The following is a 15380-nucleotide window of genomic DNA, read 5'->3' as shown; positions in this document are numbered from 1 at the left end:
GAAGTTGATGTCAGCTTCCAATTTTCCTTCCGATAAAGCCCGTGCGTCCGGCGATGCCGTCCCGGATGGCGTTCCCCCCGAACCAGCCGGCGCGGACAGCACCCCTGGCGCTGTGGCGGCCAGCGAAACCCGGTCCAGTGCCGTCATGGCTGCCGGAACGCTCATTTCGCGCTTCCTCGGCTTTGGAAAAACGTGGATGCTCGGCACGGCGCTCGGCCTGGGCTCCACGGTCAATGACACCTTCATCAACGCCAACAACCTGCCCAACCTGATCTTCCTGCTGGTCGCCGGCGGCGTGTTCAATGCCGTCCTGGTGCCGCAGATCATTAAGGCAAGCAAGGCCCCGGACAGGGGAGCGGACTACATCAGCCGGCTGCTGACGCTGGCCGTACTCCTCCTGCTGGGGCTGACGGCGCTGGTGACACTGGCGGCCCCATGGGTCATCGAACTCACCACGCAGGGGTACACACCCCAGCAGAAAGCCCTGGCAGTGGCCTTTGCTTTCTGGTGCCTGCCGCAGATCTTCTTCTACGGGCTCTACGCCCTCCTCACCCAGGTCCTGAACGCCAATGGTGCCTTTGGGCCTGCCATGTGGGCGCCCATCCTCAATAACCTGGTGGCCATCGCCGGCCTGGGGATGTTCATCTGGATTTTCGGCACCAACAAGATGAATCCGCATACCCTGGACAACTGGGGCAGCACCCAAACGCTGATGGTGGCCGGGTTCTCCACCATCGGCGTCGTTTCGCAAACGGCCATCCTGATGATTCCCGTGATGCGACTCAAGCTGGGCCTACGGCCCCGCTTCGGCTGGCGGGGTGTAGGACTGGGCCAGGCAGCCAAGCTGAGCGTCTGGACGCTGCTGACGGCCGCCGTCGGGCAACTGGCCTTCCTGTACGTCATGCGCATCGCCACCATCCCCGGCGCGGAGCGCATCCGCCTGCAGCAGGCGGGTGACCCTGCCGCCGCCATGCTGCCAGGCAACGCGGTGCTGGAAGTGGCCAGCCAGCTCTATCTGCTGCCGCACTCCATCATCGCGCTGTCCCTTGCCACAGTGCTGTTCAACCGGATGACCCGGGCGTCCCAGGACGGAAACCGCGATCAGCTGCGTGACGCCCTCTCGCACGGCCTGCGGACCATGGCGGTGGCAACTGTCTTTGGTGCCCTGGCCCTCTTTGCGCTGGCCGGCCCGCTGGGCATGTTCTTCTCGGGCGGCCTGCGCCAGGACGGCGTGATGCTGGCCCAGACGCTGACCATCCTCGCGCTCAGCACCCCGTTCATGAGCGCCAACTTCATGATGTCACGCGTGTTCTACGCCAACGAGGATGCCCGGACGCCCTTCTACATCCAGTTGCTCCTGGCCATTGTCTACGTGGCTGGAGCCTTCGCCATCCAGTTCCTGCCCGTCACCCAGATCATCTACGCCATCGCGGTCCTTTACATGGTGGGCAATATCCTCTCTGTGGTCATCAGCGCCTGGTTCCTGCGGCGCCTTTTGGGACACCTGGACGGGGCCCGGATCGCCAACTCCTACATCCGGATGGGGTGGGCGGCGCTGGGGTCCGCCGTCGCGGGTGCAGGTGCCTTGTGGCTCCTGGGGAGCTACTCCGCCGACGGGTTTGCCTGGCGCGACCGGCTGACGGCCCTTCTCACGGTCGTTGTGGTGGGTCCGGTCATGCTGGTGGTCTATTTCTTCCTGCTGAAGCTGTTCCGTGTGACCGAACTGCGGGATCTGCTCCGTCCCCTCCTCGGACGGCTCGGGCGTGGAGGGGGCGTGCCTCCGGCGTCAGCCGGGGCACCGCCGTCGGCCTCTCCTGAGGGGACGCCTTCAGTAGAAGGTGCGTCAGCAGAACGTGCAGAACGTGCGTCTGCCGAAGCGCAGGCGCCCCGTCCGGAGCGCGCCACGACCTCCGTGGACACCGGACTGATCCCGAGGATCTCCGGCGAGTTCGACGCCGTCTCCTTCAGGGCGGGCCCTACTCCCGAACACGAGGAACAGGAGCATGGGGCGCGGCGGACGCAGGCGGGTGACAGTGACGGCCCCGGCCCGTCCGACGACGGCTACCTCCCGGCGGAGGACCAGCCCAGCACAGCGCGGGGAAGCTTCATGCGGGAACAGATCCCCTTGCCCGGCCGCCGCACCTTCCAGGGCAAGCCTGGCGAAAACCCCCATTTCAAGCCCCGGCGCCCCCGCAAAAAGTGACATTCACGCGGTTCCCGGCCGCCTTCGTCCAAGGGTGGCGGGGCGCAATCCGCTAGGATCGAAAAGATACAGGGGTAGTTGCATTCAGGGGTCAGCCGCCCGGCGGCTCCTGGACGGCGGTTGCATCATTCAAGCCGGCAATCCCGGACAGTCTAGGAGGAACACGTGTCCAACCCGATCGATGTCGGATCAGTACTGGGGGGCCGCTACAAGGTCACAGCCACGGTATTGGCCTCGCACGACCACGATCTGGTGCTGGATGGTGTGGATCAGGTCCTGAACCGTCCCGTCAGCATTCTGGTGGCCGGACCCGGCAATACCGAACAGGTTGCCCAGAGTGCCCGCGAAGTAGCCACCGGCGAACGTCCCGGCACTGTCCAGGTCCTGGACCTCGGCATGAGCGAGGCTGCCACCTACCTCATCACCAACCACACGTCGGCTGCCGATTTGCTGGACCTGGTGGTTGCATCGAATCCTCCCTACGTTGAACCGTTCTTCACCGATACCCTGGGAAGCGAAATCTTTGGGCAGCCACGGTCCCATGAACCGGAGCCCTACGACGATGAAGACCACGTAGACGCCGGCTACATTAATTATTCGGACACCCACGCCAGCCAGGTTGATCCCTACCGTGCAGCACCGGCTGTGCCCTCGAAGCCGCCAGCCCGTCCTGCAGCCGCACCGTCCAGCGGCCGTGCCTCCAAGGGATCATCCGCCACCGGAGCAGCAGCACTGGGCGCGGCTGTGGGCGGAGCAGCGGGCGCCGGAGCCGCGCCCCGGACCGGTGCTGGTGCTGGTGCTGGTGCTGGTACCAATCGTTCCAGCTGGACGGAAGGGGAGCAGGACAACGGCAGCCCGGCCTCCGGACAGGCTCAAAGCCGGCCCTCGGGAAAGCCGAAGGTCTCCCTCTGGTCTGACGACGACTACGCGCACGCTGAAGGCCAGTCTGCGGAAAACGGTCTTCGAGAGGATGCATCGCCAGCAGCGAAGAAAAAGTCTCTGGTGTTCGCACGCTCTGCTGCACCTGCCGCCGCCGGGGCGTCCTTGAGCGATGACGGCCGCTATGACGACGACGACCGCGAGGAACCTGCCCGCGAACCACGATCCATGCGCTGGCTGGTCGGCGGGCTGCTGGCCGTGGTCCTGATCGCAGGGCTTGTCTTCGCAGTCACCAACCTGGGCAGCCTCTTCTCCTCGCAGCCGCAGGCAGTACCCACCGCACCGGCCGCCAACAGCACCGCCCCCGAAGGGACCCCCGCTCCCACGCAGGCGCCCACATCTGCACCGCCGGCTGCACCGCCTGCCATCGAGAGCGTCAGCAGGCAGGGGAACTTCGACTTCGCTGCCACCTTTGACGGTGACCTGGTCAGGGCGTATGACGGCAATGCAGCAAGCTTCTGGTCCGACATGGAATTCGCCACCGAGAACTGGGGCGGATTGGCGCCCCAAGGCGTCCCGCTGGTGGTGAAGCTTGAGAAGCCCGCGCCCGTTTCCTCCATCACTCTTTCACAGCTGGGTGGTTCGGGCGGCAACATCACGGTGTACACCAACGACCGGCCTTCACTGGATGGAGCTAAAGCGGTAGGAACGAACAGCTTTACTTCTACCGACCTGACCATGCCCTTGGCCGAACCCGTCGAGGCCCAGTACGTGATTGTCTCCATCAACTCGCTGCCGAGGCTGGCTGCTCCGAAGACGCGCTACGGATTTGGCATCCGACTCGCGGAAATCAAGGTGCAGTAGGCCGGGTCCTTCGTTGTCCCTCAAGTGACGCGCTGTTGTCCGGCGAAATTTGTACCGCTGTCGCTGGCAGGAAAAGCGGTCGTCCCGCGTGACAAACGGGGTTGCAGGTAGGGCACTGTAACCTTGAACGAGTGCCTGAGATGGGGACTGCTGGTTTTCCTCCAGCCGGTCGCCGACGTTTCGGCGCCGGAATATTCAGCAACAAGTAACAGTTGTGCCATGTGGCCGGCCTCCAAGGAGAGGCGCGTCAATTAAGGAAGAGGTTCACCGTTCAGTGACCATCGCAGAAACCACCGCGTCCGACGTGCGTGAAGTCATTATTGTCGGCTCCGGCCCGGCTGGTTACACAGCAGCTGTATACACTGCCCGCGCCAACCTCAAGCCCTTGTTGCTGGCTGGGTCCGTCACTGCCGGCGGTGAGTTGATGAACACTACCGACGTTGAAAACTATCCGGGTTTTCCCGAGGGGATCATGGGTCCCGACCTGATGGAGAACTTCGAGAAGCAGGCCGCCCGCTTCGGCACCGAAATCCAGTTCGAGGACGTCACCGGGCTTCAGCTCGAGGGGCCCATCAAGACCGTGACCATCGCGACAGGAGAGAGCTTCCAGGCGAAGGCCGTAATCCTTTCGACGGGATCCGCCTACCGGGAACTCGGCCTGCCGAACGAGAAGCGTCTGTCCGGCCACGGTGTTAGCTGGTGTGCAACCTGTGACGGTTTCTTTTTCAAGGATCAGGACATTGCTGTCATTGGCGGCGGCGACTCCGCGATGGAGGAAGCGCTCTTCCTCACCAAGTTCGCGAAGTCGGTTACGGTTGTCCACCGGCGGGATACCCTGAAGGCTTCAAAGATCATGGCTGATCGCGCCCTGGCCCACGAAAAGATCAACTTCGTGTGGAACAGTACCGTCGTTGATGTTCTCGGCCAGGACAAAGTCACTGGGCTAACGTTGAAGAACCTCGTTGACGGCACAGTCTCCGATCTCGCGGTTACGGGAGTTTTCGTTGCAATCGGCAATGACCCCCGAACCGACTTGGTCAAGGACGTCCTCACCTTGAGCCCGGAGGGCACCATTGCGGTAGAAGGCCGAAGCTCCAAAACAAGCATCCCCGGAGTGTTTGCAGCCGGAGACGTTGTCGACCCCACGTACCGCCAGGCGATCACCGCCTCAGGGTCAGGGTGCGTAGCAGCCATCGACGTCGAGCACTACCTCGCAGACCTGCCAGCCTAATTACGCCAGTTACCCGAAGAGAGAGACAAGGTTATGAGCAACGCCAAAGACGTAACAGACGCCAGTTTCAGCACGGACGTTTTGTCCTCAGACAAGCCAGTTATCGTTGATTTTTGGGCGGAGTGGTGTGGACCTTGCCGAAAACTGGGTCCCATCCTGGATGAGATCTCGGTGGAGTACAGCGAGAAAGTTGACGTTGTTAAGGTAAACGTCGACGACAACCCCGGTATTGCCGCCGAGTACGGCATTACATCTATTCCTGCCGTGTACCTGTTCCAGGGCGGGGAAGTAAAGTCCACCGTAATCGGGGCCAAGCCGAAGCAGTTCTTCGAGAAGGAATTTGCTGACATCCTGGCGTAGTTTCACCCAGAGTCCAAGCATTATGGAAGTGGCCACCGCCCGGCGTGGTGGCCACTTCTTGCTTTTAACGACGCTGCTGCTGGCATATGCTCGTGCTATGCCTCTGGCAACGGATAGCGGGTGTAAAAAGAGTGTCGGCACGAGATATCCCATGCGTGAACGGTCGATGTAGCCAGGGCGAATCTAGTCAACACGTGATCTTCGGTTCGGTGTTTCACGTGAAACGATGTCTCATAGGAGCGGGTGAGTCACGACGAACGGGCTAATCACGTCACAACTCCTGTAGGGAAGCAGACGGTCGCAGTACAAACAGCAGCCCTCTGATGACCGGACTGCCATCGACCGTTGCAAAGAAGCGGTCCGAATCTTGGGGAGAGCACGGCCGAGATCACGCAACGGACCATACTTCGTACAGTCCTGCCTGCGCTGAATAATCCCCAAGGGCTTGCCACTGCATGGCCCCGCCTAGGCGCTTGAACGCAGTCTCGGGGACCACACGGCGTACCAACTCAAATTCGCGGCTTCCTTGCACACAGTTTGGTCAACGTACGTCATATCTGTCCAACCTCTCGGTTTGGACTGACCCCAAACCGAGAAAGCTGTTTAAGGCTTCGTTTTTCGGCGGAGAAGCTGCGCCCTAGGGCAATTGCTAGCGATTTCAGCCGAGAGAAGCCGACGTTTCACGTGAAACAGTGCTTTGATATAGGCGGTGGGTCTACGCAAGCAACCGCCAGGGTCCCCAGCCGCCTACTGCCTCTTTGGCTCACCATAAACCACTGCCACCCGGACCTTCACAGCGGTTGTCCTTCAGATTCTGCTCTAAACACATCGCCACCCTGTACCTTCAGGGTGAATATCCTCCTGGTCAAACAATGGGCAATATGGACAAAACCCGCCTAACTCCTAACAAGTCAGAAGATGCCTAGTAGGGTGGCACCCGAATAGCTTTGATCCCTGAGCGCATTTCTCATGTCCTGCGCTTGGTGCCTTCTATGCTTCAGACGCAGCTGCCAGTACATGCTCGTTTGGCCATGGGGACAACCCTGCCGCATGGCAGTTTCAGCCACGCCCAACGCGGGCGCTCAGCGAGCATGGGAGCGGCCTGTGTGTGCCGTTCTGTAGAGGCTGGCGAGCTTACGCCTACTGTACGAAGTTCGCAGTCGACGGATCTTTGCCGTGCCGTGCTCCTAGTCCAGGGAGCGGCAGCACCAGAACTCCGTCGCATCCGGAAGAGGTGGACTCGCGAACGTACCCAAAAGGACGGTTACGGGTACGTACCGCTACGAAGCTGAGCATCAGGGGATTACAACACGTTCGGCTGGCCATGCCGCACCATCCTGGCGCACACACGCTCTTCCACCCTGCATTCGTGATCGTGTAGCCAAACCTCCCGCGGCACGCGCAAGCCGCATACCGAGCCCATGGCTACTTGTTCGGAAGATCGGGGCCATCAAGTGTGACGACACCCAAACCGCGCCTCCTGTTTCACGTGAAACAAGCTCCCGTGGAGACACCCTTTACCTTGGCGCTGTCAGACTGATCCCGGCTGCCAATTGGGCCACCTGTTTCACGTGAAACAGGACCCCGGACCAACCTCATTCAACCACTGAGCGATCAGGCCATCACAGGAGGACTAGTTCCGCCCCGGGACTGCCGATGAGTGCTGGTAGGCCCGCGCAGCTGAGGACGCCGATAACTGGGGCCGTCGGGTTTAGCCTTTCGCGATTGCCTGCTGCGGTCAGCCGGGGCCAGGCGTCACCCTCCGTAAGACGGGCGCGAAGACAGCCCACCGGGCTTCAAAAGCCTATACGGGGACAGAAGGGTGTAGGAGGCTGGCCATCCGGTGGCGAAGTTGAAATGTTCAGGTGTGGAGGCTCTTCCGTAATCCCATCGATACTTCTCCTGCAGACAAAGAGCAGACCCTTGGAACCCCACGCATTCTTTAGTCCTCAAGCACCGGCCTTGCTGCCTGGGAATACTTGCAGTTCTCACTAACCTGTTCCATCTTCAAGGGGGAGGTCCATATATGCTCACACTGTGCTTTCAATCGGTTGGCCCTATATCCCTTCTTTGACTTACTGCTTCTGAAGCACTGTCTACATTGGATGAAGCATAGGCTGCTCGGGGCTGGGACCGGTTCTCGTCATTGACTCACTCTAGTGAGGACGTGAGTATCCACACATTTATCCACAGGATGACGCCAAGATATTCACATCATTATCCACAGGCAGCTCGCAGCGGAGACGACACTGCAATCTGCGTCTTCACGTACTTCAAAGCTGCCCGCACCGGGTGATCTGGGTATCGCCGGCCACGGTGGCAGCAAACCTTGTCTGTAGAAAGCCCCTCAGGGTTAAAGATACTCGACATATCAACCTATATACGCCGACCGTACAATTACACATCCGCTCCTCCGGAGCCTGCCAGGCTGTTTCACGTGAAACGTCCGTGCCTTATCCTGGGCCACCCTCAACGGACGACAGTCAGGACGAATGCACGCCTCGATTCAGGTCATCAATGCTGCGTAGGGTGGCGGGAGTTCTCCACAAAGTTATCCACATTGATATCCACCGAAAAGACGTGGCCTACAGGCGGAGGCGAGCGACCGCTGCCGGATACAAAAAGCGCTAGCCGACTGCGCTCTTCCGAGGCATCAGCGGGCTCCAACGACTCGAGATAGACAGGCCGCGGTTCCCATGCGCATCGGTCGGCTGAATCCAAATCTGCTGACCCGATTAATAGGTACCGCCTATTCCCTTTGACAGTTCAGCCCTCCCAGAGGTGACCCTTTCTCCGCTAGCCTGGCTGCTCTGGCACCCACCATCGCCTCTCGCTGCGCCTCCGAGGAGGATATCTAGGTCGTGGTGGAAAGAAGACCACTGGCCACGTATCGCCCACGGATGCAGGGGAGCTGCACTCTCTAGTTGCGGCCAATATTTCCTGCTGTAGCAAGGATTCGATGGGCGGGGGTGGCTAAGCTGCCGAAGCCGTTTCAACCCTTGATCCGGTTGAGGTGGAGTGGCGTGGGCATAAAACGATCCGATCACGTAGTGGTTAAGGATCAAGCCTCACCGGTATCTGCCCCGAAGCCTGTCAGTAGTCGTATCGGCACGTAGTGCTGACAGATCCAGCATCTCAGGTGCCGGCCCCGCAGCTTGATTATCGCCGCTGAGATCAGTGGTCCTCCACCTAACGAGCATTACCGTCAGCGGCCGACCGCAGCTGCTGGCCAAAGCTATTTCAAGGGGCGCTAACGGGGGTTTGTTTCACGTGAAACAGGATGTGGAGTAGCCTAAGCGCTGAACATGTCTGCTGGCGTTCGTGCGTAGTCGGATAGCGACGTTCCATGCGGTCTGCTCGATGCGCGCCGCAAAGCGACCATGCGGCACACGTGCAGGAATTGTAGTAGGACTACAGCGCGCTGCTATGGGCGCGCTAAAACGTTTAGTGCCACGATAACTGCCTCCCTCAGATGTGCACCTACGGAAGAAGCTGAGGCTGCCTGGGCTGCTCAAGGCCGATGTACAGGTACACAGACCGAATAGATGGGGAGCGCGCGAGCGATTGTTCCACGTGAAACATCCGTACCCGGAAGGTGCCACTTCCTTACGGACCTAGCTCGCCCCCTAGAATCAACCGCAAATCATCGTGAAGGTGCTAATCCGTGCCGAATGAGAAGTCCCAGTTAGGCCGCTATTACACCTTTGGGAACTTCCACCAGCTGTGAAGGGTGTAGCAAGGGCCTCCAGGTACAATTTTAGTCAATCTGCGTTTTTTCAGGCGGGCGGATCGCGCCTTCACGAAAGCGGCACACGACGGACACACTATTGGGGGCGCAGTCGATATGTGCGGGCATCACTACGTCCGTGGACATTCAAATTCTGTCCTCAGTTATCTAGGAGCGGTCTCGTTTCACGTGAAACACGCGCACGCCAGTCTGCGCGTGGCGTGACGGAGAACTCTCCGGAGCCTTGGTAGGTGTCGTAATTGAGTAGGTAGCGAAGTAGGAGGGTTATGAGATACTTCGATCCACAGCATACGGCCCGTCAGAAACCAAAGGGTCCCCACGTGCCGGGGGAGACACCACTCGCGGATGGCGAGTATTCTCATTTTCGGGATAGATGCCTTGGGCGTTCGCAATTGGATGAACTTTCGCAAAGCATCGGGACGGCGAACATGTACTTAGACCCGACTGTGACAGCCGCTGAGCTATCGGACGTTGTCGGCAGGACCTAAACGACGCGCTTGGTCCCTCAAGACGAAAAAAATGGTCCGGTTCACCGTGAACCGGACCACCTTCGAAAAAGCCAGAACTAGGAACTCTGGCCGGGGGCCAGGACCTCCATGATGCGGTTCAGGTCTTCCACGCTCGCAAATTCAATGCTCACTTTTCCCTTGCGAACACCCAGGGAGATCTTCACGTTTGTATCCAGCCGGTCAGATAGCGACGACGCCAGGTAATCCAACCGTTCGTGGCGCGCACCTGGACGCGGAATATTGTTCTTCGCCGGTTTGGTGGGATCTTGGTAAAGCGTCACCGCTTCTTCAGTTGCCCGGACTGACATACCCTCCGCAACGATCCTTTGAGCAAGTCGCTCCATTGCAGCAGCGTCAGGAAGGCCCAGGAGCGCACGGGCGTGACCGGCAGAGAGAACGCCGGCAGCAACACGGCGTTGTACCAACGGGGGCAGCTTGAGGAGCCGGAGTGTATTCGACACCTGAGGACGAGAGCGGCCAATACGGTCGGCCAGTTGCTCATGCGTGGTCCCGAAGTCCTCAAGGAGCTGTTGGTATGCCGCGGCCTCTTCCAGAGGGTTGAGCTGGCTCCGGTGCAGGTTCTCCAACAGCGCATCGCGGAGAAGGTCATCATCAGTGGTGTCCCTGACAATTGCAGGAATGGTGTCCAGGCCAGCGGCCTGAACTGCCCGCCACCTGCGCTCACCCATAACCAACTCGTACGGTTCACTACCGTCTTCGGTCGACTTCCGCACCACAATTGGCTGGAGAACGCCGATTTCGCGGACGGAGTGAACGAGCTCCGCCATGTCGTCTTCATCGAAGACGGACCGGGGCTGTTTCCGGTTGGGATGAATGTCCGAGACGGATATTTCGGCAAAGCGTGCTCCTGGGACTTCGACCAACTGCACGCCATTGTCATTCCACGCCGGCTCGTCGAGTCGCTCCTCCATCACTTCAGCCACAGCATCCAAGGAGCGGACCGTTGGCTCCTGATCCACCTCAGGAGCTTCTACGGAGGAGCTAGGTGGCTTCACCGCTGCCTCCGTGTCCGCAGACGTGCCTGCAGGTCCAGCCTTAGGGGACGTGGATCCAGCAGTTGAACCCTTGCTGGGACCGGATTTGGCGGTAGAGGATTTGGCGGCAGGAGCAGCACCACGCTTTTCCGCTGAGTTTCTTGCCGGCTGGGGTTCGACTGTATCCTCCGACGGCTCCGTCTTCTTTCGGCCCTCAGGGAAGAAAAGGTCTACCGGACGCGAGGCGGTTGTTGAGGTGCCCGACCCGTTAGCGGCGGCGGAACTTGGAATCAGCGCACCAAGACCGCGGCCCAGGCCACGTCGCTTCTCGCTCATTGGTAATCCCTCCAGTGGTCGAGCCAGGCCTTGCCGGGCTCCAGTCGTTGCAGATTAAAGATTTTAGCGCTCTGCTATTTCAGCAGCGGCTTCCAGGTAAGACAGGGCTCCGCTGGAGGAAGGGTCGTACGTCATCACAGTTTGTTGGTAGCTCGGAGCCTCTGAGATGCGCACTGAGCGGGGAACCACGGCAGACAACACCTGGTCCGGGAAGTGCTGGCGCACCTCAGCTGCGACCTGCGCAGCGAGGTTGGTGCGGCCGTCATACATCGTCAAGAGGATGGTCGAAACCTCAAGATCAGCATTCAGGTGCTTCTGGATCATCTCGATGTTCTTGAGGAGCTGGCTCAGTCCTTCGAGTGCGTAGTACTCACACTGGATAGGGATAAGTACCTCATTGGCAGCACAGAAGGCGTTGACAGTCAGGAGGCCGAGGCTGGGCGGGCAGTCAATAAAGATGTAGTCGAGCCTCTGCTCGCCATTCTTCTCGCGCGCCTTAGCGTAAACGTCGATGGCTCGCCGAAGCCTCTGCTCGCGGGCCACCAGGGAGACCAGCTCAATCTCAGCGCCGGCCAGATGGATGGTTGCAGGCGCACAGATCAGGTTTCCGATGTCCGGGCAAGGCGCCACTACGTCAGCAAGGGGGACGTCATTGATCAGGACGTCATAGATGCTGTCCACGTCGGCGTGATGCTCAATCCCAAGGGCGGTGGAGGCATTGCCCTGCGGATCAATATCTATCACCAGGACGTTGAGTCCTGCGGCCGCCAGAGCAGCAGCGATGTTCACGGTGGTAGTGGTCTTCCCGACACCGCCCTTTTGATTCGAGACTGTGAAGATACGGGTGTTCTCAGGTCGGGGCAACTGCCGCCCTACCAGCCGCTCACGCCGTTTCGTTTCATGCGCCAACTCGCGGGCGATAGGACTCGAGTCGTCGATTGCGTCGATAACGTTGGACTTGGCAGCACCGGTTGTTTCACGTGAAACCGCTGGTGACTTCGAGGCCCCTGAAACTCTTTTCGGGTGATTCCCGTCCCGCGCGGGCGTTCCCATGGCGCCAGCGACGGAACGTGCTGACCCCAAAGACACAAACGGGGGTATCCGTTGTGTGGAGGCTTCGCTACTGGTCACTGGGGCACACTCACTCTCGTTCAGCCAAATTTGCTGCCGCTGTCTAGCCTAACTGCTGGACCGGCCAGAGTTAGGTCACCGGGCCTGGGCTAGGCCTTCTTTTGGGACTTGTTTACAACGATGCGTACCACGGTGGTGGGTTCCGCCAGAAGGTGCTCACCAACAGTGAGAACCGTAGTTTCAACGCCACCGAGTTTGCGGATGGTCTTGGCAGCCTTTTCTATTTCCTCCGCTGCGCTGCGGCCCTTAATAGCCACCACTTCACCCTTGCCGGCAAGAAGCGGAATAGTGAGGCCGGCCAGGTTGCTCAAGGCGGATACTGCCCTGGCCGTCACCACATCCGCTTCCACGTGCCCAACGGCAAGTTCAGCCCGGGTCCGCATCACCGTGACATTATCCAGCCCCAGATCGTCAACCACTTCCTGGAGCCAGATGACCCTGCGTTCCAGGGGCTCGATCAGGGTCAGGTCAAGGTCAGGACGGGCAATGGCAAGGCATAGACCGGGCAAACCGGCACCGCTGCCAACGTCCGCCACACGACTGCCCTCGGGGATCTCGCTCTCGATGACAGCGCAGTTGAGGACGTGCCGGCTCCAAAGGCGGGGAATTTCACGCGGTCCGATCAGGCCGCGCTCAGTGCCGGACGTCGCCAGGTGTTCCACATAGCGTTTTGCCAGGTCCAACCGGTCACCGAAGATTTTCTCGGCGGCCGCAAGTTCAGCTGCCGTGATGTCAACCATTATTAGCGGATCAGCCATTCCCTAGTCTGCGGATACAACAATGTGGCGTCCGGCGCCTTCGCCCTCGGACTCGCTGACGAGCCCCAGGTCAGCGACAGCGTCATGGACGATCTTCCGCTCGTAAGCACTCATCGGTTCCAGTGCTACTGGATTGCCGCTTTCCTTCACGGATGCTGCCGCGTCCTCCGCAATCTTTTGCAGGTGACCCGTACGCTCCTGCCGGTATCCATTGATGTCCAGCACCAGTCGCGAGCGGTTTTCCGTTGCGGACAGCACAGAGAGCCGGGTCAGTTCCTGAAGGGCTTCGAGGACTTCACCGTCCTCACCCACCAGGTTATCCAAAGCGTCAGATTCTTCCTCGGTCACGATGGAGATGTAGGTGCGGCCGTTTCGGACCTCAATATCGATGTCTCCATCGATGTCGGCGATGTCCAGCAATTCCTCGAGGTAATCCGCGGCAACGTCCCCCTCCTCTTCCAGGCGACTGGACGTGGAACCCTTGGGCGACGAAGTCTCCTCGTTCCCGGAGGCGTCCTGATCGTCGATGATCTCGTCGGAAAGGGCGTGTTCGGTGCTCTCGGCAGACATTACTTCTTCTTCCTGTTCTTGCGTTGGGGCTGGACACGCTGTCCCTTGGCCTGGGCCACGGCAGCGGCAGCAGCAGCGTCGGCGTCCTCGTCCTTCTTACCGCTGAGGATCGAGAGGGCAGGGAGGCCCTTGGCTGCACGGCGCTCGGCGAGGGCCTTGGCGGCGGGGGATCCCGGCGTGGGCATACGGCGGATAACAAAGAACTGCTGTCCCATGGTCCACAGGTTTGTGGTGGTCCAGTAGATCAGGACACCGATGGGGAAGTTGATGCCGCCAACACCAAAGACGATGGGCAGGATGTAGAGCATCATCTTCTGCTGGCGCATGAACGGACTGGCCATGGCTTCTTCAGACATGTTCTTGGCCATGATCTGCTTTTGCGTGATGAACTGCGAGGCGGTCATGGCAAGGATCATCAGGATGGAAAGGATCCACACTGCAGTTTGGTTTCCGTCACCGCCGTGCAGCAGCGACGCGGACAGCGTGGCGCCAAAAATCGTGGAGTCATCGAACTGGACTACCTGTTCGGGGCTCATGGCCCCAATGCCCTTGCCGTCACGGCTCGCAGTTGAGATACCCGACAGTACGGTGAACAGCGCAAAGAAGAATGGCATCTGGATCAGCATGGGCAGGCACGCGGAAAACGGGTTGGTCCCGTGCTTCTTGTACATGGCCATCTGTTCCTGCGCCATCGCCTGGCGGGACAGCTGGTCAGTTTTGCCCTTGTACTTGTCCTGGAGCTTCTTCAGATCGGGCTGGAGGAGCTGCATGCCGCGCTGGGCTTTGATCTGCTTCACGAACACAGGGATAAGGGCGGCACGGATCACCAGCACCAGGCCGATAATGGACAGAGTCCAGGTCCAGCCGGAGGCTTCCGGCATGCCAATGGTGCTCAGTCCCTCATGGAATCCCACCATGATGATGGACACAAGCCATTTGAACGGAAACATGATTGTTTCAAAGAAGTCCATACTTATCCCTATTCGTCAGGCCGCACTGCGGCCTTCTCCATCAGTCCGAGCAGCCAGGTACTTGTCCGGGTTGTTCAGCACAACAATTGTGGGGGTCTGGTGCTCCGGCCATTCCCGATGGCCGGCGGGGACGTGATCCACACCGCCGGCATTCCAGGGGTGGCAGCGGCCAAGGCGCCGGACAGCGAGCCAGCTTCCCTTGACGGCGCCATGGACAGTCACAGCTTCCAGCGCATAGGCCGAGCATGAAGGGAAGAACCGGCACACCTGGCCGTACAAGGGCGAAACCACCTTGCGGTAGGCCTTGAGAAGAAGAATGAGAACGTTCCTGGGCAGGTTCCAGAGGAACAGGCCCACGGCAATGGCACCACTATGGAGAAAAGGAACGACGACGGCGGTGGCGTTACGCACGCGGTGTCCCCTCCTGTGTTGTACCGGCCGAATCCTTGGCAGCAGCCCTTGCAGGGCGGCTTGCCAGCCGGGTTGTCGTCGCTTCCAGTGCGGCATTGTAATCCGACAGCAGCTGGTCCCAGCTTGCTGTTGCGGACGCAGGAAGAGCCCGCACCACTATGGCAAGCCCGGTAGCATGCTCGCGCAGCGAGGCAGCACCTGCTTCTCTCAGTCTCCTCTTAACGAGGTTCCTGACCACAGCGTTCCCTACACCCTTGGAAACGATGAACCCGATCCGGCTGGGTTCGTCGGCAGCAATAGCTGCCGCATATAACACTACGTTCCGGCGTCCATTGCGGACACCGGAACGTACAGTTGTTGAAAAATCGGTTGCAGTCCTTAAACGGTTACGGGTGGCCAGCACCTTAAACTCGC

At 60.0% G+C, this 15380-nt stretch carries 11 protein-coding genes; 4 read left to right on the top strand and 7 right to left on the bottom strand.

From position 1 onward, the window contains the following. Positions 1–7 precede the first annotated feature (7 nt). The 4 genes from murJ to trxA all read left to right on the top strand — a co-directional run bounded on the left by murJ (position 8) and on the right by trxA (position 5537). The gene (gene murJ, locus CXX84_RS09305) at positions 8–2203 is read left to right on the top strand and encodes a murein biosynthesis integral membrane protein MurJ (protein WP_102976426.1); all 2196 of its coding nucleotides are present in this window, start codon (positions 8–10) and stop codon (positions 2201–2203) included. Positions 2204–2368: 165 nt separating this feature from the next. Beyond that, positions 2369–3946 (top strand): ABC transporter substrate-binding protein, encoded by a 1578-nt coding sequence (locus tag CXX84_RS19125; protein WP_189337549.1) that lies wholly within the window; start codon positions 2369–2371, stop codon positions 3944–3946. Between the two features lie 274 nt (positions 3947–4220). Further along, positions 4221–5177 carry a thioredoxin-disulfide reductase gene (gene trxB / locus CXX84_RS09285; RefSeq protein WP_102976422.1) on the top strand — a complete coding sequence of 319 codons (957 nt, stop codon included), beginning with the start codon at positions 4221–4223 and terminating at the stop codon, positions 5175–5177. A 33-nt stretch (positions 5178–5210) separates the two neighbouring features. Next, entirely contained in the window at positions 5211–5537 is a 327-nt protein-coding gene (gene trxA / locus CXX84_RS09280; RefSeq protein ID WP_102976421.1) for a thioredoxin, read from the top strand. Between the two features lie 4313 nt (positions 5538–9850). On the opposite strand, the gene CXX84_RS09275 is transcribed toward trxA, so the two are convergent. From CXX84_RS09275 to rnpA, 7 genes are all read right to left on the bottom strand, one after another. Then, complete coding sequence (locus tag CXX84_RS09275; RefSeq protein ID WP_102976420.1) at positions 9851–11125, bottom strand: ParB/RepB/Spo0J family partition protein; 1275 nt, start codon at positions 11123–11125, stop codon at positions 9851–9853. 63 nt (positions 11126–11188) lie between these two features. Further along, positions 11189–12256, bottom strand: a complete 1068-nt coding sequence (locus CXX84_RS09270) for a ParA family protein (protein WP_317614950.1) — start codon at positions 12254–12256, stop codon at positions 11189–11191. 89 nt (positions 12257–12345) lie between these two features. Then, complete coding sequence (gene rsmG / locus CXX84_RS09265; protein ID WP_102976419.1) at positions 12346–12996, bottom strand: 16S rRNA (guanine(527)-N(7))-methyltransferase RsmG; 651 nt, start codon at positions 12994–12996, stop codon at positions 12346–12348. A 21-nt stretch (positions 12997–13017) separates the two neighbouring features. After that, positions 13018–13584 (bottom strand): protein jag, encoded by a 567-nt coding sequence (locus tag CXX84_RS09260; protein ID WP_102976418.1) that lies wholly within the window; start codon positions 13582–13584, stop codon positions 13018–13020. Then, on the bottom strand, positions 13584–14555 hold the full coding sequence (gene yidC, locus CXX84_RS09255; protein ID WP_102976417.1) for a membrane protein insertase YidC: 972 nt from the start codon (positions 14553–14555) through the stop codon (positions 13584–13586). Before yidC ends, CXX84_RS09260 begins: the two co-directional genes overlap by 1 nt. Before the next feature lie 15 nt (positions 14556–14570). After that, entirely contained in the window at positions 14571–14966 is a 396-nt protein-coding gene (gene yidD / locus CXX84_RS09250) for a membrane protein insertion efficiency factor YidD (RefSeq protein ID WP_189337548.1), read from the bottom strand. Beyond that, a complete protein-coding gene (rnpA, locus tag CXX84_RS09245; RefSeq protein WP_102976416.1) occupies positions 14959–15369 on the bottom strand; it encodes a ribonuclease P protein component in 411 nt (136 codons plus the stop codon). The genes yidD and rnpA overlap by 8 nt, the downstream gene beginning before the upstream one ends. Between the last annotated feature and the right edge of the window lie 11 nt (positions 15370–15380).

It is taken from the genome of Arthrobacter sp. AFG7.2 (assembly GCF_002892835.1).
In the GTDB taxonomy this organism is placed as follows: Bacteria; Actinomycetota; Actinomycetes; order Actinomycetales; family Micrococcaceae; genus Arthrobacter.
Note: the sequence above shows the minus strand (reverse complement) of the source record. Positions and strands in the feature narration are given on the sequence as shown.